Origin of the sequence: Streptomyces griseomycini (assembly GCF_014203535.1) — a bacterium.
Classification (GTDB): Bacteria; Actinomycetota; Actinomycetes; order Streptomycetales; family Streptomycetaceae; genus Streptomyces; species Streptomyces griseomycini.
Genome location: NZ_JACHJI010000017.1, coordinates 64,708 through 82,333 on the forward strand (window position 1 = coordinate 64,708; position 17,626 = coordinate 82,333).

Here is a 17,626-nt window from a genome sequence, read left to right on the forward strand (position 1 = left end):
GGTCAGGCCGGTGCCGTCGGGTCGTGTACGGGAACCTTGTCGAACGGGTTCTTCTTCGCGTCCTGGGCGGGGCGGACGTAGACCTTGCGGGGGATGGATGAGCCCTTGGCCCACCGGCCGGCCCGCTCGAGGTCCTCGTCCGTGGCGTCGTTCGCGGCAAGGTCGGTGGCGGCGCCCGCGCGTAGGCCGTGGGAGGTGATTGGCCGGCCGTCGCCCACCAGGCCGGCCTTGGCGAACCAGTGCTTCACGCGCTCATTGACGACGTGCCCCCGCAGGTGAAGGCCCCGCTTGGTGGCCGTTTTCGCGCGGGTCTCCTCCGTGGCCGGCATGCCGTTCTTGAGGAGGTGCCGGAAGACGGGGCCGGTCGTGACGCCCATGCTGGCGAGGTAGTCCAGCCAGCGGCGCATCCGGCGGACGAGCTGGACGTCCTCCGGCCGGTCCTTGAGGGGGATCGTCTGCTCCTCGTCCTTGTGGGTCTTGTCCTCGGCGAGCCAGACAAGGACGCGGTCGTCCAGGACCTTCACGTCCTCGATCTCCAGGTTGACGTCCTCGATGCTGCGCCCGAGGAACATGTACCCGAAGGCGAACATGGCCGCGTCGCGGATGCCGATCGGCCGGCCGTCGGCTTCGGCCTTCTCCATCATCGGCACGACGTACGACAGGGTGAGCGGGAAGGCCTGCCGCGTGCGCACCGCGCGCTTGTTCTTCTTCCGGTAGTCGGCCAGGAGCCGCAGGTACAGGCTGTTATCCGGCTTCTTCCCCGCGGGCATCGCCGTACGGATCCGCGACATGTAGTTCTTGATCGTGGCGACCTTGAGGCCCCGCTGCATCAGGTGCCGACTGTACTCGGTGAACGTCGCCGTGGTGCACGGCACCGCCACACGGCCCTGCTCCGCACACCACGCCTTGAAGGCCTTCATCGGGCCGGAGTCGCCCGGGTCGGACTCGTCCAGGATGCGCGCGGTCTCTTCGCTGACGTACAGGTCCCGCTCGGTGTACGTCGTGCCCGGATCGTCGCTGGTCGGGATGGACTCCCCGGGCCGCAACACCGTGTGCTCGTCGACGAGCGGGCGGGGCGCCGGCGCAGCGCGCACCAGCTCCCCGTCCTCGACGAATTCGGCGTCGACGACCTCGTCGTCCTCGGCGCGCACCGTCATGCCGCGGGCCTGGCCTCTGCGTCAGCGGGGACCGGGTCGATGTGGTGGAGGGCGATGCCGCCGGACTCGCCCTTCACCTGGACGACCGGAGTGCCGTCCCCCAACGCCCACGCGGGGGACCGTGTGACGGTGTCCAGCGTCCGGCACGGGTCACTCCCCCACGCGGGCGGCAGGGTGCCGGTGGCGGCCCGTTCCCGGTAGGCCACGGCCACCGGGTCCTCGGGTCGCACGAAGGGGTACGCCACCACCCGCGTGCCGACCGGGTACCGCGCGTTCCACTCGTCCGCGTTGAGGCTGCTCACTGCCCTTCCTTCACCTTCCGCTCTGCGGCCTGCAGCACCTTCCGGTGGCCATCGAGCGTGATCTTCAAAGTCCCGACCAATGCATTCGTGTTGTCGCTGTACTCCTGCGTAGCCAGCTCGTGCACCAGGCGCAGAAGGAACCCGACGTTGAACTGGTCCCGGTTGTAGAGCAGCACACGGCAGTTGCCGTCCGTCGGCAGCCGATCGGGCAGGTGACCGATGTTGTGCTCAGCCAGCCGCTCGGTGATGCGCTCCATGATTCGGGCGCCGGCCCGCTGTGCCCCGTCGAAGCGGACCAGTGCCTCCACGTACCACATGTCGTAGCCGCCGATGGCGGCGAGGTAGTCGGGCAGCTTGGCCCACGCTTCCTCGACATTGGTCGCCCCGGGCATCTGCGGTACCACCACGCTCGCGCTCGCCACCTGTCCATCCCCCTCCTCGTTGGCCCGGCAGATGCCGGATCTGATGTGGCGCCAACTTTACCGACAACAATTGGAGTTATTGTCGGCTACCCACGAGTAACCCCGTATCGTGTCTTCCGAGGGCGGAGAGCACCGCCCGAACCACGAACCGAAGGAGCACCCCCGTGCGGAAGCTGCCCGGCAAGTTGAAGCTCGTCGCGTACGCCCTCGTTCTCCTGGCCCTCGCGCACCCGGGCGCCGTTCCGCCCGTGCTCGGTATCGCGCTCGCCATGGCGGGCGCCGTCATCGGCTGGGCCCTGGCGCACCTGTCGCTCGCCCTCACGCTTGCCGCCGGCGTTTTGCTGTTCCGGGCCTTCCCCGGCATCCCGCGCTGGTTCAGCCGCTCCTGGGACGCCTCGGTCGACTCCGTGCTCCCCGTCAAGGCGTAACAACGGCTCTGTTCGAGCCGTTCGATTCTTCGCCCAGAACGATTCTCCGCTCACCCCCTCATGACCCCACGGACGCCCGTTGTGGCGCCGACCGGTGGAGAGCAACCGCCGGAAGTCCAAACGAAGGAGCCCTCTGTGGCCACCGTTGAAATCGTCAGCTTCGGCTACTTGCACGGTCAGGCCCCGGAAGCCGATGTGACCCTCGACCTGCGGCGGGCCTTCCGAGACCCGCACGTCGACCCGCGCATGCGAGAGCTGACCGGCTACGACCGACTCGTACGCCGGAAGGTCCTGAACACCGCTGGAGTCCGTCAGCTCTTGAAGGCCACAACCAGGCAGGTGCAGGCGTACGCGGCGGGTCCGAACGTCGAGCACATCGTCATCGGTTCGGGATGTGCGGGCGGACGTCACAGGTCGGTGGTTGTTGCCGAGAAGCTGGCCCGTCGGCTCCGGCGCCGCGGTCACACCGTCACCGTCACCCACCGAGACATCCGCCGGGCAGTCGTCCAGCGCTGACCAGCACCCACCGGCGGAGAGCAACCGCCTGCACCCGAAGAGAGGAACACCCCGATGCGACGACGCGTCGTCACCACCCTGATCCCTCAGCCCGACCCCGAGCCGGCGTACCCCGAGTACGAAGACGTCCGACGCGAGGCCCGCCGCCGCAAAGGGCCGTTCGTCAACCTGGCCGACACCGACCGCTGGACGGAGGTTGCCCGCCGCCGGGGCGGCGACTGGTGCGCCGCGGTGCTGGGCAAGGGCTTCCCCGGCGCCTACGCCCTATCCACCGTGGACGGCTGGATGCTGATCGTCGCTGACGAGCGCGGCCTGAACCCGCCGCTGCCGGCCCGCATCGTCGAGGACCGCAGGCACGCGCAGGAGGCGAAGGAGCTGCGCGAGAAGCAGGTCAGGGAGCGCCAGGAGCGGGAGATGCGCCGCTGGCAGGCGGCCCTGGCCGCGGCCGGCGTCGAGATGACCGTCCGGGAGAACACCCGGCACACCGGTGTGGGCGGATCGCTGCGGCACGCGGTACCGAAGGAGGAGCTGGTCTCTGGCCAGTCCCGCAAGCACCTCGCCGACCGCGGCCTGTGCGAGACGCCCGACCGGGCGAACCCGCTGCACCTGGGCGAGCCGGTCAACGCCCCGGCCAACTGCCGCCGCTGCCTCGCCTACATGGAGAAGGTCCGCACCCTCGACGCCCCCGCCCCGCCCACCGCGGCAGAACGGAAGCTGCTGCAGGTCATCGCCTCCGGCGTCGTCTTCACCATGACGCACGCCCGTTGCGCCCCGACGATCCGCGTCACCACCGAACCGAGCCGAGGGCGCGCCGGCGCGCTGGGCCGGAGCGTCGATGCCGCGGTGAAGAGGCTGCAGGCGAAGGGCTGGACGGCCAAGGACGCGGAGCGCAGCGCGACGCAAACGGGTCACTCCGGCCACCGTTGGCGGCTCACCGAAGCCGGTACCGCCGCACTGGAGGGCTGACCCTGTGGTCCGCATGACCGCCCAGCAGTACAAGGAGCTCATGGCGCGCCGCCGCGGTCCCCAGCCCGCGGCGGCCGCCGCCGTGGCGCAGCGGAGACCGGCCGCGCACCCGGGCCTTCCGTCCGTTCCGGAACCGCCCGCGCTCGAGCCGTTGCTCGCCGGCCTGTCCGGCGTCGGTCGCACCTGGTCACTGCTCATGCCGTACGCCGAGAAGATGCTGACCAGCAACCAGCGGCTCCACTGGCGGCGAGAGCACGAGATCCGGAAACAGCTTCGCGCGGACGCCACCAGCCTGATCGCAGCGCACCGTCTGCCCCGCCTGCAGCGCGCGGCGATCTTCTACGTGCTGCACCCCCGGCCGCTCAAGCGGTCCCGGGACCCGGGGAACTGGTCGCCGACCGCGAAGGCGTACGTCGACGGACTGGTCACCCCAACCCCCGAACGGCCGTCGGAGCGCCACCTGTTGCCAGATGACGACCACGAGCACCTCCTGGGCCCGAACCCCGTCATGGGTGCGCCCGTCACCACCGGGTACGCCCGCATGACCCTCGTCATCGTGGAACTCGTCGAGCCGGTGACCAGCGGAAACGCCGAAACCGTAACAGGAACCAGTGATCCGACGTACAGAAGCTGAGGGCTGGCCCGCCCTCGCCACCACCAAGGAGATGCCCCTCCATGAGCACCACTTCCACGCCACCGACTGTGAGCGGTGAGCCCATACTCGACCTGGTCCGCGGCGCGTATGCACGCAGTGGCACGTTGCTCGACCGCGACGTCGTGGACCTCCACCTCCTCGAGGCCGCCGACAAGGCGGCGTGTTCCCTGCTGCGGGACCAGTGGACGGACGGTTTCCCCGTCGCCGCATACTCGGAACTCCTGTCGACGATCGCCGCACTGCGGAGCATCCTCGGTTACTCCCCGACGCCGACAGCCCGCGACGCCAACACCTGGGCGCGCCGTGTGGGCCACGCGTCCAAGGAAGCGGCGGGCGACGACGCGGACTTCTACGAAGTGCAGATCATCGATGGCCCACACAAGGGGATCATCCTGCCCCTGTGGGGGCCGAAGATGCCCCAGACGCCCGACGCGTTGGCCGGCCCGCCCCTCACGCTGGAGCTGCCGATAGAACGCGGGGACAGCACGGACATGGAGTACGGCAGCGCCTACTACCGCCGGTGCACGAAGCCCCGCCCGACCACCATGCAGTGGGACTACCAGATCGACCGCGAACGCCCGTTCCCCGCCGAGGGGTCCCGCCCGAGCATGCTCCCCGCCGCGGGCGGTCAGGAGGGCCGCGCGTGATGCCTCTCCTGTCCGCCGTCATCCCGTCCCCGGCCGCAGACGCCGCGCACGACGCTGCGCACGAGACCGCAGCCCGGTTCCAGCACGGCGCCTACTCGGTGCCCTGCCCGGAGTGCCACGTCCCGGCCGGTGTGCTCTGCCTCGCCCGCCGCAACGTCCACGCCGCCCGCCGGAACGCCTACCGGCAGAACCCGAAGCCCACCGGCCTGGTGCCGCTCCTCGTGGGACGTGTCCGATGAGCGCCACGGCGGCCGAAGCCGCGCATCACGCCGCGGTCTGGGCCGGGCGCGCCGAGAGCGCCCACAAGGCGGTGCAGACCCGTCGGGAGCAGGCCCACAAGATGGCTGACCAGCGCTACAGCGCTGCCGCCCGCGACTGGCACGAGCGTGCCGACGCGGCGAAGGAAGAACGCGGCACGGCGGTGACCATGGCGAACATGTGGGCCAGCGTCGCCGGCGTTCTCCACCTGGTCGAGGCTGGTGAGTCGTCGTGAGCGCGCTCGCCGTCGAGACGACGGCCGCGCCCGAGTGGGCTGGCCGCCTGGTCGTGCGCGCCGCGGGTCACTCGCACCTGCACGTCGCCGTGGAGGGCGCCGTGGCCCCGCGGGTGCCGGTGTTCACCGTGCCGCTGGAGTGCGCGCCGGACGCCGAGCAGGCGCCCGGGGTGCGGCCGTGGGACGGGCCGGTCACCGCGTCGGACATTTGCCCGGCCTGCCTGCGCGCCCTGCGCGGGGAGCCGGAGCCCGAGCGGCCGCGCCCCGTTCCCTCCGGCGTCGCCGAGGAGCTGCCGGAGCCGGACCGCCGCGGACGCCACCTGTGGGCCGTCCCGGAACCGGTGACGTACGCCCCGGCTCCCCTGCCCTCCGAGCACGCCGGCCGGCCGATCACCTGGTCGGCCTGGACGAAGTCGCCGGTCCTCTCCCACTACGACCCGTCGTGTGAGTGGTGCGGGGACCCGGGTCCCGGCGAGATGGCCGGCGGCCGCCAGACCAACCCCCTGCGCCGGTATGTCGCTTACAGGTGCACCGCCTGCCAGGAGATGACCGCGTACGAGCAGGTCGGGAGCGAGCTCCAGACCATCGTTCACCACAAGTCCCGCGCCCCGAAGGACTGCAACCGATGACCACTGCCGTTGAAGCACCCGACACCGCCGACCTCGAGCAGCTCATCGCCCTGATCGCGTGCGGCCGCACCCGCCCCGGCAAGACGAAGGCCTGCGACCGCTGCGCGAAGAGGGGTCGCGCCCTGTTGGAGTTCGCCGCGCTGGGCACCATCGACGCCCTCGCCGCAGCGATATGCCGCTCCGAGGTCCGCCGGTCCTGCGCCCCGTGCGTGGAGAAGGCCCTCGAGATCATCAGCGTCTACAACGAGGGGGCCCAGTGACCACCGCAATCGCTCCGATCGCTCCGCCGCGTGCAGCGGTCGCTTTCGACCTCGAGGGCGGCCTTGCCAACGTGACGCGCATCCACCGTCTGGCCGGCGACTCCTCCAGGTTCTACCGGGCGATCCTCAAGTGCCCCGCGAACCGGGACGTCGTGCGGGCCGCCAAGGAGGCGCACCAGAGCGGGAAGACCGTCATCATCATGACCGGCGGGGACCAGCGCAACGCGCCCCTCGTGGCCCAGTGGCTGGCCCGCCACAGGGTGCCCTCGACCCTGGTCCTGATGCGCGGCCGCGGCGACTACCGGCCCAGCGCCGTGGTGAAGCGGGAGCGGCTGCGGGCCGCGCACCGCCAGTTCCCCAACCTCACCGTGTGGAGCGCTGACCCGAGCGTGGCCCGCCTGTCCGAGCAGGAGGGCATCACCGTCACGGAGCTGCCCGGGTACTGGGGGGATGCCCTGTGACCGGCGAAGTTGGCCACGCCTCCGTGTTCATCGCCCCCGTCGGGACTCCGCCCGACGCGGCCGGCGCCTGGACGCACATCGGTTACACCGAGGGACCCGCATTCGAGGCCGCCGACGAGGCGGAAACTGCCGGGCCTCCCCCGGCACAGGCCATCGAGGGACCGCGGTGAACAAGCCCGGCAACCACGAGCTCGCCCCCGAGGAGTTGCCCACGCTCCTCGGGGGCGAGTTGCCTCCCGTCCTGCCTCTCGAAGGATGGCGACCGGTGACGCTGCACTGCCAGGTCGACGCGATCGGCCCGTCCGACCGACACCCCGACCTGGTCAAGCTCGAGGTCTCGTTCCCGCCCGTGCAGGCCCCGCCCGTGCAGGCCCCGCCTGTCATGCGGGCGCCGCTCATCGGGCAGCCCATCCAGGAGATCCGGCTTGTCTGCGGAACGTGCGGTCTGGTGCCCGTGGAGGAGCATCCCCGCATCCTTGACGTCCTGCGGTGCGTGAACTGCAAGGAGCACCTGGGCGTCGGCCGGTTCGAGGGATCGACGTGAAAGGCATCTATCACCTGGCCGAGTCCTCCCGGCTCTACGGCGGCCTCGCGCAGTGGATGGAGGCTGAGCAGCGGCGCGCGGCTGAGGCGGCCCGGTGCTGGGCGTGGCGGTGCGTGCAGGCGCGGCAGATCGTCGCGCCGACGCCCATCCCCTCGCAGTTGGCTCGGGAGTGGTTCGGGGTGGAGCCGGCGGACCCGCCCCAGCCGCCCCCCGTTCCGGAGAGCGTGCGGCTGCTGCTGAGCGTCGCCGCCCCCCTACTCGATTCTCGGTGGGATTGATGAATTTCGGCGAAATCTTCCAATCTCGTCGAAAGATCGTGCACAATGAGGGCTGTTGCTGATCTAGAGGGGGGAACCGGTGGCCGACACCGAATCGCCGCGCGTCCTACGGCTCACGTTCGAGTTCCATGTGCCGGTCGGGCTGCCCACCAACATTCATGGCTCGCGTGTGACCAAGGCCGCAGAGGCGTTCACCAGCGCGGTGCAGGCCCTCGCCAGCCAGGTCTTCCCCTGGGCGGACCGCATCGAGGTCCGACGCGAGTGGTGCTACGCCTGGCAGGACAAGTCCGAAACGGTCCACTTGCCAGCCACGGACAAGAACACCCCGAAGTAGCCACAGAACTCAGCACCACAGCGCGATAACCGAACACTGGCGTCATGGCCAACCCCCGGCGGAGAGCAACCGTCGGAACCACGAAGTGAAGGAACACCCCGATGCCCTCGCGTACCGCAGCCCTTGTCCGTCCGTCCGCGTCTCTTCTGTCGAGGTGACGTGACGTGTCCACACCTCGAGTTACGCCGGATCACGTCACCTCGGCTACGGAAGCCGCTTACGAGGCCTTCACCGTTACCAGGCCCTCCCGCAGCTCCCGCATGCTGCGCATCGCGTGCACCGTCGTGCAGCGCCGCGCCCCCTACTTCGCCCCTCCCGTCGTCGCCGGAACGTGGGGGAGCTGGATCTACGCCTCCGCGTGGATTGGTGACCCGGGGCTGGAATGGCCGATCGCCTACGGCACGGCGGGCGCTGTGCTGGGCGCGGCCACGGTCGGGGCCACTGTCCTGGGTATCCGGCACCCGATCGCGCTGCCCGCCCTGTACGGCGGCGCCGTGGCGTCGGGCACGCTGCTGTGGTCGGCGTGGCAGACCGCGTTCCCGTCTGCACCTGGCGCGGCCGTCGGCCTGGTGGGTGCCATCGCGGCCGGTGTCCCGTACTGGCTATGGCTGGCCAAGCACCGCCTGAACCGCGCCAAGATCGACAGCAAGACCGTGAAGCAGGCTGCGGCCGTGCCTGTCGAAGTGGTCCTGGCGCCCGACGACGTCGCCGGCGCGCTGGCCGCCACGGGGACGCCCGGCGCGACCCTCGAGCAGATGCTCCGCCACCCTGATGGCGCGTGGACCGCCATCCTCTCTCTGCCGGTCGGTGTCTCCCCCCGGGACATCGCCGGCAGTGCGCAGCGTGTCGCGCGTCTGCAGGCCGCTTTGCGTCTGGCGCCCGGCTGGACGCTCGAGGTCGGGGACGGCGGTGCCTCGCACCACCTGATCGTCACCGCCCGGCCGCCCGCCCCGCAGAACACGGTCACCATTCCCTCCCGGCACCCCATCCTCGACGAGCTGGAGGAGTGGGACCCCTGGCAGCCGGTCCTCGTTGCGATCGACCTGGACACCGGCGAGGGCGTCCACCTGCACCTGCTGGCCCGCGCCGGCATCCTCATCGCCGGTCTGCAGCGCATGGGTAAGTCCGTGCTGCTGTCGGTGGTCGTGGCGCACCTGGCGCTCGCCGGGGCGCGGCTGATCCTCGCGGACGCCAAGCTGGTTGAGCTGTCCCTGTGGGCGCCGCTGTGCCAGCACGAAGACGACTTCATCGGCCGCGACCCCGCCGCGTTCCTGGCGAAGCTGCTGGAGCTGCAGCGGGAAATCGACGTCCGCTACGCCCGCCTGGTGCGGGAGGGCCGCACGAAGGCGGAGCCGGGCGACGGGTGGACCACGATCGCGCTCATCGTCGACGAGCTGGCGGCGTTCATCGACATCCCGGACCGCAAGCTCCGTGGGCAGATCGTGTCCGTGCTGCGGGACATCCTCTCCCGTGGCCCGGCCTGCCTCGTCCCAGTCGTCCTTGCCACGCAGAAGCCGGAGGACAAGGTCGTCCCCTCTCAGATCCGCGACGTCTGCGGGCAGAAGGTCGCGCTGGCGACGACCACGCCGGAGATGACGGACACCATCCTCGGGCGTGGTTGGGCCGCCAAGGGCGCGGCCGCGCACCTGATCGGCGAGTCGGAGAAGGGCAAGGCGTACCTCCTCGAGGACGGCTCCCGGCCGCGGAAGGTGCAGACGTTCCCGTTCGAGCCGCCGGAGCGCCACGAGGTCATCACCGTTGTCCGTGAGCTGTGGCCCGACCGCCCCGGTGCCCGGGTGCCGCTGCCCGGCGCCGAGGACCAGGATCCGGACCCTGTGCCGCCGACTCCCCCGCCGGGCGGCGGTGGCGGTGGTGGTCCGCGTGGCGGCCGGCCGCACCTGCGGCCGGTGCTGACGTACCCGGACGGTTCCCGCATCGAGGAGAACCGAAAGCCGTTGTGGGAGGCGCTGCAGCAGGCCGGCCCGGAAGGGCTGACCAAGCCGGAGGCGGTCAAGCGCGGCATCTGTAACCACCACACGACCATCAACCCGTGGCTGGCCCAGTGGGTCCGCGCGGGCTGGGTCGAGGAGTCCGGTAAGCGCGACCGGGCTGTCGTCTACGTCCTCACCGCAGCTCAGCACACCCCCACCCCCGAAGCGTCCGCCACCAGCGAGGAGAGCACCGCATGCCGCACGAGCCTGTGATCCCGTCGAACGTCTACCCGGGCAACATGGCGCCGCACATGCCCATCGAGCAGTACCGGGCGGCGCACGGCTGCACCTGCGGGCACGCGCACGGCCACGGCCAGGTGCCCGCGCAGCAGATCATCATCAAGCAGTCCGACCCGTGGGTGAAGTACCTGGCCATGGGCTTCGCCGGGGCCGGTATCGGCCTCATGGTGTTCGCCAGTGTCGTGGCGATGCTCATCGCGGCCGGGGTGTGCGCGCTGTGCGTCGCGGTGGCCTCCTGGGCGCTGCGCGGTCTCCTCAACGGTGGCAGGGGCGCCAAGAAGTAAGAGCGCGCGACAGTTTCGGGGGAGGGCCCTGGCCGGCTGGTCGGGGCCTTTGCCGTGTCCGTGTCGGCGGTTCGTGCGATGATCCCCCGCCATGGGGAGACATCGCATGTGGGGGAAGGCGGCCGGCGCTCTGGTCCTGGCCGCGGTCGTGAGCGGCTGCAGCGACTCAAGCGACTCAGCCGACAAGGGCGCCACGAAGCCGGCCGCGAAGGCGGTGACCGTGGGGGAGGCGACCGCCACGTTCCAGGCCGCGGTGACGAAGTTCGACACTGACGGCGGGTGCCTCGAGCAGGAGCCGGGCACGTGCTGGGAGCAGATGCAGGCGCTCATGAAACCCGCGCGTGACCTGCGGAAGGCGGCGAACGCCGACAAGAGCACCGGCCCGGAGTTCTGGTCAGAGGCATACGCGCTGATCGACACGATGGAGGACGGCATCGCAGTGGGCGAAGACAAGGGTTTCCCGGCCGGCGGTGACGCCCTGACGAACCGGGACGAGGTCCTCGGATCCGCTCATGACCTGTCGGACTGGTTGGCCGCGCACCCCGTCCAGTAGTGGAGGCCCTGAACGGTTGAAGGCCGCGTCAGCCCGGAGGGGGGGCGTCCGGCTGACGCGGCCTTGCCACGCCGCGGCGGGGGGAGACCGCTGGAGTGGCAACTGTTGTGCGTGTGCCCGCGATGTTGAGGGTTACACCATCCGAAGATCAGGAAAGTTCGCGCCAGCGCGGCCGGGGCCGTCAGTGGGCGTAGTCGTGCTGGACCTGCTCGGCGCGGCCGCGCGCGGCGATGGTCTCGGCAGCCTGCTCGAGGGCGACGCGGAACGGGTCGTGCGCGGCCTCGAGGACCGCGGTTCGCATGAACTCCTCCACGGTCTGCCCGACGGCGGCCGCGGCGTGCTGCACCCGTTCCCGCTCGGAGGCCGTCAGAGCGACCGTGAGGGCCTGGGCGCGCGCGGTATCCATGCGGGGACGGTATCAGCGTCCTGGGGCCGTCAGAGGCCGCCGTGGGGCCTATGCGGTACTCTCCCCGGCCTGTTGCCGCGCGAGGAGGGTGCGGCGCATCGTCTCCCACCTGGTCGGCACCAGGTCCTCCTCCGGCACGCCGGCGGCGTCCTGCTTGATCTGCACGGCGTCGGCGAGCTTCTTGTACCACTTGCTGATGCCGCGGCGGCGGATCGGGACGCCGGCGTCGGGGTTGGGCGGGGTGGACAGCCACAGGTGCCGGGGGACTCCGCCCTGCAGGCGGTCGATCAGCCGGGTACGGCGGTCGAGCCAGTCCTCGAGGCGGCGGCCGGTGTCCGGGCTCAGGGGGATCGTCTCGGGCTCGGGCATCTTCCCGCGTAGGCCGCCCTGCGGCTGGCGCAGCAGGGTGAGGGTGCGGGTGTCGGCGGTGAGGACCAGGTCGTCGACGCGCATGGACTCCAGCTCGCCCAGGCGCGGCAGGACGTCGCGCATCACTGCCCACATGGCCAGGCCGCGCACGATGATGTCGGGCCGGTCGGTCTCGGGCCACTGGGCGGCCTCGTCCTCCAGGTGCTGGGTGATGAGGTCGGCCATCAGGGGGGAGACGGTGGGCCGTAGTCCCCACGGCGGTAGGTCGGGCATCTCGAACGGGATCTGCGCCTGGCGGGCGAGGGCCTCGAGGCAGAAGATCCGGATCCGCTCGGTGGTGTCGTAGCTGGTGGGGTCGGTGGACACCGTGGGCGCGGTGCGCAGGTATCCGCCGCGGCCGTAGAGCAGGTATGCGTGGACGGCGTCCGGGGCGAGGAGCTCGGCGAGGGAGTCGCCGGCTGTCTCGGTCAGGCCCAAGGGGAGCGCCAGGGCGAGCTCGCTGGCGACCCACTCGAGTTGCTGCAGGCGGGCGTCCGAGACGACGTCCTTGGCGGTGCCGTTGACCGTGCGGAACACGTCCAGGACCCGCTCGAGCTCCCGCAGGGCGGGCGGGGTCGAGGGGACAGCGGTCAGCGCGGCCGCCGGTGCGCGGCCGCGGCTGTCGTCGTCGAGGGGGCGGGCGGGCGAACTCATGGCATAAGAGTGTGCACGCTCGCGGCCCCGTCGGGTGCACGCGGTGGGCTAGTTCAGCAGACTGCGGCGGGTGCCGTTGAAATACAGGGAGGCTCTCAGTGGTGTGGCACACTGCATTTACCTCAAATGAGGGTTCAGCCCGCCCCGTCGACGCCGGGAAGCGTTTCTAACCCGACGGGGCGGGCCCTTTTGCATGATCAGCTCAGTTCAGCAGACCGCGGCGGCGGGGCGGGTTGATCGGCTCCGGTTCGTAGGGGGCCAGGAGGATCGCCTCGGCCCGGTCGGGGGATTTCATGCCGCGGCCCTTCATCTGCTTCTTCGACTCGACGACGGAGTACCCGCCGGCGTTCGACAGGAGCTTCGGCGTGGAGAGCTGCGCCGCAGACTTCTTGTCGATGCGGTAGCGCAGCCGGCCGCGGCCGGTGGACGGGTCCGGCTGCAGGAGGCTGCGGGTGGCGAGCCACATCTCGTCACGCTTGCGGTAGGGCCGCATGACGGCGCCCGGGTCGTCCTGGGAGGGGTTCTCGGACACCATCACGCCGACGATCTGCGCCTGGTGCTCGCCGTTCTGCCCCCAGGTCTCGAGCATGGACACCACGCCGTGGCCGATGCCGTTCTTGTCGACCTTGACGCGGACGGGGTGCGGGGACTTGAGGGCGTCGGCCAGGCGCTGCGCGGCGTGGATCTCCTCGAGGACCTTCTTGGCGACCTTGACCTGGTTGTCGTTGGCGGCGCCAGCGGAGGCGTGCCGGTTCTCGATGACGTCGCCGATGGAGCGGGCGATGGCGAACTCGTCGCCGCCGTCGGCTGCGACGTCGACGCCGAGGCGGACCCAGGCGCCTTCGCGGACGGTGTGGGTGGCGGTCTCGTCCTCGAGTCCGAGGTCGCATAGGCGGTGCCAGCCGGGCCCGGTGGGGTCTTCGGTGTTGAGGGCGTCCTCGATCCAGGTGGGCGGGATGACGAGCCCTCCGCCGCCCTTGGGGAAGCGCGCGTACACCTTGGCGATGACGTACGGGTGATCGGGGCCGTAGGCGCGGATGGTGCGGTCCACCCAGTCCTGGTCCGGCATGTGCCGGGCGAGGGTGTGCAGGTCGTTCGGGTTGGGCGGGCAGTCCGTGCAGTACGGCACCCGCTCCCCCGTGATCGCGGGGGAGGTGAGGGAGGAGATCGGGATGGTGACGGTGGTCGGCTCCTCCGGGTCCTCCCCTTCCAGGCACAGCTCCTCGAACCAGGACGCGGGGTCGTCCATGGCGGGGTTGCCGATGGCGAGCATCGCGGCGTGTCCGCCGGTCAGGAGGTTGTTCGTGCCGTGGCCGATCGCCGGGGCGATACCGCCGGCCTCGTCGACGATGAGCAGGATGTGGGCCATGTGGATGCCCTGCATGGCGGCCTCGTCGTTCGCGGGGGCCGAGAAGCCGTACGCGGCGACGAAGTCGTGCCCCTGCGGGGTGGGCATCTTGTACTGGACGGTGTCGCAGTAGCCGGGCAGTCCGGCCCGGGGCACCACCTTGCGGATGTGGGGCCAGAGCTGCCGCTGCACCTGCCGGAAGCGGGTCGCGGTGGTGATGCACAGCGCGGTGCCGACCGGGTAGACGTTGACGAACCAGACGGCGGCGCGCGCGGCGAGGTGGGTCTTGCCGACGCCGAAGCCGGCCGGGACGGCGACGCGTTTGTGGGTGACGATCGCGTCCAGGACGTCGCGCTGCAGGCTCCAGATGGACTCTCCGAGGACGTCCTCGACGAACCCGCTCGGGGTGTCGCGCCATAGGCCGTAGAGGGAGCCGGTGACGCGTTCGACCTCGCGCATGACGTACGGCCGCTCTCGGGCGGTGATGTCGTGCTTGAAGGCGTGGCGACGGGCGGTGACGGGGGCGCGGAGCAGGATGTCGGCGACGTTGGCGGCGTCGCGGGATTTGACGCCGGGCCGGCGGGCGCGCTGCAGCTCCTGGCGTGAGGGGGCCACGCGGAGATGTGAGGTCGGGGGCTGCGTGCGGGGCATGGGCCGGAAGGTGCAGCGCGGGCGGCGCTTGTGTCGCGGCCTGGCCGGGGCCCATGCCCAGGCCGCCGGCCAGACCGCGCGGTTCCGGCACTGCCATGACGAACTGCCTGCCCTGTCTGTCAGGAAAGGCGTCTGTGCCGGAAGTCGGTGCCGGGGTGAGGCCTCTCCCGGGGGGGTGGAGCAGGACCGTCACCCCGGCTCTTGGGGGGGGGTGCGTGGCTGGCGCGTCCTTCCCCGGGGGGATGTCGGGGCGGGAGAGCCAGCCGCACCCTGTAGTACGTCAGGGGCCGGATTCTGTTACACCCCCGGCGAGAAGGGCGGCCGCAGCCGGTCCCCGCGGAAGTACCGGAGCGCCTGCCGCTCGTATCGGCGCTGCGCCGGGCCGTCGTCCGGGTCGGCGGAGGCGAGCCAGGCCGGGGTGATGTCGAGCGTCCAGACGGCGGGCGCGGCCGGGCCCGGAACGACCTTGAGGGGCTTGCCCGCGGCCACCCACTCATCGAGTGCGTTCTTGGCGACCTGGCGCAGCCGCTCGGTTTCCCCGGCCGTGGGCGTACGGCCGGGCCCCGCGGTGGTCACCTCGCTGATGTTGAACGGGAAGTCGTTCAGGTCCGTCGCCGGCAGCCCTAGGGAGACCTCCAGCTTCTTGCCCATCTGCTCGAGGAGGGTGACGACCGCGGCGACGGCGCTGCAGCCGGGGCAGGGGCAGTCCTCCGGGGCTTCCTCAGCGGCCGTGGCCTCCGGCACGTCCTGGGTGTGCTCCGGCGCGTCCTCGGCGGCCGTGGCGACCGGTGCCGTGCCGGTGGTGGCGTCGAGGCTGGCGAGGAGGTCCTGCTCCTCCTCAGCCCGCCGTATCGCCTCCCGGAAGAGGGTCATCTCCGACTCGACGACGGCGCGCTCCAGCGCGGTGAGCGCGAACCATGGGGTGGACTCCTCGCCGGTGGCCTGCCGGAGGAAGGCCCGGCGGGTCTCGTAGAAGTGGCGGGTCAGGTGGGGCGGGAGCGTGGTCCGCGGGGGCGTGGTTCGCGTCGTCATGCTGGGGGGAACGCGGGCGGCCGGATTCTGTGACACCCCTGCCCCGGCTGCTGCTGCGCCTGGTGCTGCTCGATCCCTAGCGAACCCCACCACGCGCCGATGCCTGAGCGAAGCGAAGGCATCGGAACTTACTTGATGGTGGTGCTTGATCTTATTACTAAAGGGGACCAGTCTTCCGGAACCCGGTTATCCGGCGACCGATCTACCGGCGACCGAAAACCGGTCCCCGGTGACCGGGGACCAAAAACCGGTCTCCGGTGCGACCTGGGGCGGGGCAAGAAGAAACCGGCCCCGACGATGCCGGGGCCGGTGCGGTGCGGGGTGTTGCTCTACAGGCCGTACCTCTTACGGGCGGCCGCCCGGTGCTGGTACGCCAGAGTCCGGCTGACGCCGGCGTGCTCGGCGATCTGCTCCGGGCTCCACTCGTAGGGCGGCTGCGACAGGGCGAGCACGGCCGCCTGCATGACGCGTACGGCAACTTCACGGCGGGCCCGTGCCGCGTGCACGATCGGGGCCGCCTCGAGGAGCTTGGTCTCGGCGTCCTGGACGCGCTCGACGCCTGCCTCTTCCGCGAACCGGATGAGGTCCTCGTTCGTCTCGGCGTCCGGCAGCGGGTGCGTCTTGTCGCCGAATACGGTCGCGGCGAGGTTCCGCCGGTACCCGATCGGGGACAGACCGACAGTTTTGGCCAGTCCGAGACGCTGCTCGTAGAACCACAGGTGTGCCAGCGCGCGGTCCCGCTCCCCCTGATAGAGGGCGATCTCGGCGTCAGCCTGACGGACGGCTTCCGCGGCCTTCACGACCAGGTCGTCCGGACGGGCGCTGACGATCAGGTCCTCGGGCCGCTCGGGGCGAAGACCAAGAGCCGTGAGGGCCACGGTCTCGGCGTCCTTGGCGATCTGCTCGTAGTCCGGGCCCTTGATGCGCGGCCCGTACTTGACTCCAGCCTTGGGCATAACGGCTGTTCTCCATCTCGCTGTGGCGCGGTTGTGCGCCGTAGCGGCGACTGGGGCAACCCCATGCCGCCGCATCAGCGGGAATGGTACACCCGAGTAAATCCCGGTGTCAGGTGTGCCGGGCCGGGAGGGGCACTGACCTGATGCGGAGCACCGCGAACGCGACGCCGGCGACCACCACCACTTTCCCGTGGGCATCCCGTACGACGCTCTGTCCGGGAGCTGGGTTGCCGGGCGTGTCAGTGGTGGCGATCCGGCCTGCCCCAAGAGTCGGCCCGCCCGGGATCCGCAGGACCCACAGCAGGAACGGACCCAGGCGCAGCCCTCGAGGGCGCCGGAGGCGGCGCTGCAGCGTGACACGGGGGCTCACCGGCGGTGCCCCTTCTGTGCGGCGCGGAGTGCGGCCCGTTCCCTCTTGCTGGCGGCCCACTCCTTCCGCGGGGCGAGCGCGTGCGCCCCCACGGATACGCGGCCCAGAACGACCTCGAGACCGGCCCTCTTCGCGTTCCGTCCCTGCCCGTGCCACAACCAGGAGATGGCGAAGATCGCGGGTGGCACGTTGGGGCTCGCCGGCCACACGCCGACGGTGAACCGGCCGAAGTCGACGAAGTGCGACCGCTGCGCGGACAGCAGCACCTGCACGACGAGGTACACGAGGGCAGAGCCCAGCGATACCCACTGCCACAGCAGGAACGCGATCAGGGCGTTCGCGGTCCACTCGCCCAGGAACCAGGCCGCCTTCCCCACGCGGGACGGGTCCGGCCGGGGGAACCGCACCGTGCCGGGCAGGTGCTCGAGAGTGCGCGGGTCCTCGTCGGTCCATGCCCAGTGCCGCTCATGCCGCTCGCTCCCAGAGGCGGCGTGCGCGCCCTCGTGCCCGGCGAGCCGCTGGCACTGCAGGTTGAGGGAGAAGCAGGACCAGACAGGACACTGGCGTTGACGACGGCGCATCACGGCCTCCACGAGGTGAGGAAGTCGAGGAGCCCGTCGACCAGGCCCTCGAAGAGATCG

General features: G+C 71.0%; 26 protein-coding genes. 17 read left to right on the plus strand and 9 right to left on the minus strand.

Annotated elements, in window-relative coordinates:
* Nucleotides 1–2: 2 nt before the first annotated feature.
* From FHS37_RS32710 to FHS37_RS32720, 3 genes are read right to left on the minus strand one after another with little or no spacing between them, the layout of a single operon-like run.
* Nucleotides 3–1,157 (minus strand): tyrosine-type recombinase/integrase, encoded by a 1,155-nt coding sequence (locus FHS37_RS32710; RefSeq protein WP_184827942.1) that lies wholly within the window; start codon nt 1,155–1,157, stop codon nt 3–5.
* Nucleotides 1,154–1,459: a hypothetical protein gene (locus FHS37_RS32715; protein WP_184827944.1), complete on the minus strand. Its 306-nt coding sequence runs from the start codon at nt 1,457–1,459 to the stop codon at nt 1,154–1,156. The genes FHS37_RS32710 and FHS37_RS32715 overlap by 4 nt, the downstream gene beginning before the upstream one ends.
* The gene (locus FHS37_RS32720) at nt 1,456–1,881 is read right to left on the minus strand and encodes a hypothetical protein (protein WP_184827946.1); all 426 of its coding nucleotides are present in this window, start codon (nt 1,879–1,881) and stop codon (nt 1,456–1,458) included. The genes FHS37_RS32715 and FHS37_RS32720 overlap by 4 nt, the downstream gene beginning before the upstream one ends.
* A gap of 164 nt (nt 1,882–2,045) precedes the next feature.
* Here FHS37_RS32720 and FHS37_RS32725 point away from each other — a divergent pair, with 164 nt between their 5' ends.
* From FHS37_RS32725 to FHS37_RS32805, 17 genes are all read left to right on the plus strand, one after another.
* Nucleotides 2,046–2,309: a hypothetical protein gene (locus FHS37_RS32725; protein ID WP_184827949.1), complete on the plus strand. Its 264-nt coding sequence runs from the start codon at nt 2,046–2,048 to the stop codon at nt 2,307–2,309.
* A 135-nt stretch (nt 2,310–2,444) separates the two neighbouring features.
* Nucleotides 2,445–2,825 (plus strand): RapZ C-terminal domain-containing protein, encoded by a 381-nt coding sequence (locus FHS37_RS32730; protein ID WP_229890210.1) that lies wholly within the window; start codon nt 2,445–2,447, stop codon nt 2,823–2,825.
* Nucleotides 2,826–2,879: 54 nt separating this feature from the next.
* Entirely contained in the window at nt 2,880–3,791 is a 912-nt protein-coding gene (locus tag FHS37_RS32735; protein WP_184827953.1) for a hypothetical protein, read from the plus strand.
* A 13-nt stretch (nt 3,792–3,804) separates the two neighbouring features.
* A complete protein-coding gene (locus FHS37_RS32740; protein ID WP_184827955.1) occupies nt 3,805–4,425 on the plus strand; it encodes a hypothetical protein in 621 nt (206 codons plus the stop codon).
* Between the two features lie 41 nt (nt 4,426–4,466).
* Nucleotides 4,467–5,093 (plus strand): hypothetical protein, encoded by a 627-nt coding sequence (locus FHS37_RS32745; RefSeq protein ID WP_184827957.1) that lies wholly within the window; start codon nt 4,467–4,469, stop codon nt 5,091–5,093.
* Nucleotides 5,093–5,332 carry a zinc finger domain-containing protein gene (locus FHS37_RS32750; protein WP_184827959.1) on the plus strand — a complete coding sequence of 80 codons (240 nt, stop codon included), beginning with the start codon at nt 5,093–5,095 and terminating at the stop codon, nt 5,330–5,332. Before FHS37_RS32745 ends, FHS37_RS32750 begins: the two co-directional genes overlap by 1 nt.
* Nucleotides 5,329–5,586 carry a hypothetical protein gene (locus FHS37_RS32755; RefSeq protein ID WP_184827961.1) on the plus strand — a complete coding sequence of 86 codons (258 nt, stop codon included), beginning with the start codon at nt 5,329–5,331 and terminating at the stop codon, nt 5,584–5,586. The genes FHS37_RS32750 and FHS37_RS32755 overlap by 4 nt, the downstream gene beginning before the upstream one ends.
* On the plus strand, nt 5,583–6,215 hold the full coding sequence (locus tag FHS37_RS32760) for a hypothetical protein (protein WP_184827963.1): 633 nt from the start codon (nt 5,583–5,585) through the stop codon (nt 6,213–6,215). The genes FHS37_RS32755 and FHS37_RS32760 overlap by 4 nt, the downstream gene beginning before the upstream one ends.
* The gene (locus FHS37_RS32765) at nt 6,212–6,475 is read left to right on the plus strand and encodes a hypothetical protein (RefSeq protein ID WP_184827965.1); all 264 of its coding nucleotides are present in this window, start codon (nt 6,212–6,214) and stop codon (nt 6,473–6,475) included. Before FHS37_RS32760 ends, FHS37_RS32765 begins: the two co-directional genes overlap by 4 nt.
* The gene (locus FHS37_RS32770; RefSeq protein ID WP_446001698.1) at nt 6,388–6,936 is read left to right on the plus strand and encodes a phosphatase domain-containing protein; all 549 of its coding nucleotides are present in this window, start codon (nt 6,388–6,390) and stop codon (nt 6,934–6,936) included. Before FHS37_RS32765 ends, FHS37_RS32770 begins: the two co-directional genes overlap by 88 nt.
* A complete protein-coding gene (locus FHS37_RS32775; protein ID WP_184827969.1) occupies nt 6,933–7,106 on the plus strand; it encodes a hypothetical protein in 174 nt (57 codons plus the stop codon). The genes FHS37_RS32770 and FHS37_RS32775 overlap by 4 nt, the downstream gene beginning before the upstream one ends.
* Nucleotides 7,103–7,480, plus strand: a complete 378-nt coding sequence (locus FHS37_RS32780; RefSeq protein ID WP_184827971.1) for a hypothetical protein — start codon at nt 7,103–7,105, stop codon at nt 7,478–7,480. Before FHS37_RS32775 ends, FHS37_RS32780 begins: the two co-directional genes overlap by 4 nt.
* Complete coding sequence (locus tag FHS37_RS32785) at nt 7,477–7,758, plus strand: hypothetical protein (RefSeq protein ID WP_184827973.1); 282 nt, start codon at nt 7,477–7,479, stop codon at nt 7,756–7,758. Before FHS37_RS32780 ends, FHS37_RS32785 begins: the two co-directional genes overlap by 4 nt.
* A gap of 79 nt (nt 7,759–7,837) precedes the next feature.
* Entirely contained in the window at nt 7,838–8,092 is a 255-nt protein-coding gene (locus tag FHS37_RS32790; RefSeq protein ID WP_184827975.1) for a hypothetical protein, read from the plus strand.
* A 260-nt stretch (nt 8,093–8,352) separates the two neighbouring features.
* Nucleotides 8,353–10,296, plus strand: a complete 1,944-nt coding sequence (locus tag FHS37_RS32795) for a hypothetical protein (protein WP_184827977.1) — start codon at nt 8,353–8,355, stop codon at nt 10,294–10,296.
* Complete coding sequence (locus FHS37_RS32800; protein WP_184827979.1) at nt 10,278–10,607, plus strand: hypothetical protein; 330 nt, start codon at nt 10,278–10,280, stop codon at nt 10,605–10,607. Before FHS37_RS32795 ends, FHS37_RS32800 begins: the two co-directional genes overlap by 19 nt.
* 91 nt (nt 10,608–10,698) lie before the next feature.
* Nucleotides 10,699–11,160: a hypothetical protein gene (locus FHS37_RS32805; protein ID WP_184827981.1), complete on the plus strand. Its 462-nt coding sequence runs from the start codon at nt 10,699–10,701 to the stop codon at nt 11,158–11,160.
* A 181-nt stretch (nt 11,161–11,341) separates the two neighbouring features.
* On the opposite strand, the gene FHS37_RS32810 is transcribed toward FHS37_RS32805, so the two are convergent.
* From FHS37_RS32810 to FHS37_RS32835, 6 genes are all read right to left on the minus strand, one after another.
* Complete coding sequence (locus FHS37_RS32810; protein ID WP_184827983.1) at nt 11,342–11,566, minus strand: hypothetical protein; 225 nt, start codon at nt 11,564–11,566, stop codon at nt 11,342–11,344.
* A 48-nt stretch (nt 11,567–11,614) separates the two neighbouring features.
* The gene (locus FHS37_RS32815) at nt 11,615–12,628 is read right to left on the minus strand and encodes a site-specific integrase (protein WP_184827985.1); all 1,014 of its coding nucleotides are present in this window, start codon (nt 12,626–12,628) and stop codon (nt 11,615–11,617) included.
* Nucleotides 12,629–12,830: 202 nt separating this feature from the next.
* A complete protein-coding gene (locus tag FHS37_RS32820) occupies nt 12,831–14,591 on the minus strand; it encodes a hypothetical protein (protein ID WP_229890233.1) in 1,761 nt (586 codons plus the stop codon).
* Between the two features lie 333 nt (nt 14,592–14,924).
* A complete protein-coding gene (locus tag FHS37_RS32825) occupies nt 14,925–15,659 on the minus strand; it encodes a hypothetical protein (protein ID WP_184827989.1) in 735 nt (244 codons plus the stop codon).
* Between the two features lie 329 nt (nt 15,660–15,988).
* Nucleotides 15,989–16,615 (minus strand): hypothetical protein, encoded by a 627-nt coding sequence (locus FHS37_RS32830; RefSeq protein ID WP_184827991.1) that lies wholly within the window; start codon nt 16,613–16,615, stop codon nt 15,989–15,991.
* Nucleotides 16,616–16,981: 366 nt separating this feature from the next.
* Nucleotides 16,982–17,566: a hypothetical protein gene (locus FHS37_RS32835; RefSeq protein ID WP_184827992.1), complete on the minus strand. Its 585-nt coding sequence runs from the start codon at nt 17,564–17,566 to the stop codon at nt 16,982–16,984.
* Nucleotides 17,567–17,626 lie beyond the last annotated feature (60 nt).

Bases quoted from the DNA above. Each gene is read 5' to 3' on its own strand.
- FHS37_RS32795 (WP_184827977.1), top strand. From the start codon at position 8,353: ATGCTGCGCATCGCGTGCACCGTCGTGCAGCGCCGCGCCCCCTACTTC.
- FHS37_RS32770 (WP_446001698.1), top strand. From the start codon at position 6,388: ATGCCGCTCCGAGGTCCGCCGGTCCTGCGCCCCGTGCGTGGAGAAGGC.
- FHS37_RS32745 (WP_184827957.1), top strand. From the start codon at position 4,467: ATGAGCACCACTTCCACGCCACCGACTGTGAGCGGTGAGCCCATACTC.
- FHS37_RS32750 (WP_184827959.1), top strand. From the start codon at position 5,093: ATGCCTCTCCTGTCCGCCGTCATCCCGTCCCCGGCCGCAGACGCCGCG.
- FHS37_RS32755 (WP_184827961.1), top strand. From the start codon at position 5,329: ATGAGCGCCACGGCGGCCGAAGCCGCGCATCACGCCGCGGTCTGGGCC.
- FHS37_RS32835 (WP_184827992.1), bottom strand. From the start codon at position 17,566: ATGCGCCGTCGTCAACGCCAGTGTCCTGTCTGGTCCTGCTTCTCCCTC.
- FHS37_RS32765 (WP_184827965.1), top strand. From the start codon at position 6,212: ATGACCACTGCCGTTGAAGCACCCGACACCGCCGACCTCGAGCAGCTC.
- FHS37_RS32735 (WP_184827953.1), top strand. From the start codon at position 2,880: ATGCGACGACGCGTCGTCACCACCCTGATCCCTCAGCCCGACCCCGAG.
- FHS37_RS32810 (WP_184827983.1), bottom strand. From the start codon at position 11,566: ATGGATACCGCGCGCGCCCAGGCCCTCACGGTCGCTCTGACGGCCTCC.
- FHS37_RS32830 (WP_184827991.1), bottom strand. From the start codon at position 16,615: ATGCCCAAGGCTGGAGTCAAGTACGGGCCGCGCATCAAGGGCCCGGAC.
- FHS37_RS32805 (WP_184827981.1), top strand. From the start codon at position 10,699: ATGGGGAGACATCGCATGTGGGGGAAGGCGGCCGGCGCTCTGGTCCTG.
- FHS37_RS32710 (WP_184827942.1), bottom strand. From the start codon at position 1,157: ATGACGGTGCGCGCCGAGGACGACGAGGTCGTCGACGCCGAATTCGTC.
- FHS37_RS32740 (WP_184827955.1), top strand. From the start codon at position 3,805: ATGACCGCCCAGCAGTACAAGGAGCTCATGGCGCGCCGCCGCGGTCCC.
- FHS37_RS32825 (WP_184827989.1), bottom strand. From the start codon at position 15,659: ATGACGACGCGAACCACGCCCCCGCGGACCACGCTCCCGCCCCACCTG.
- FHS37_RS32800 (WP_184827979.1), top strand. From the start codon at position 10,278: ATGCCGCACGAGCCTGTGATCCCGTCGAACGTCTACCCGGGCAACATG.
- FHS37_RS32815 (WP_184827985.1), bottom strand. From the start codon at position 12,628: ATGAGTTCGCCCGCCCGCCCCCTCGACGACGACAGCCGCGGCCGCGCA.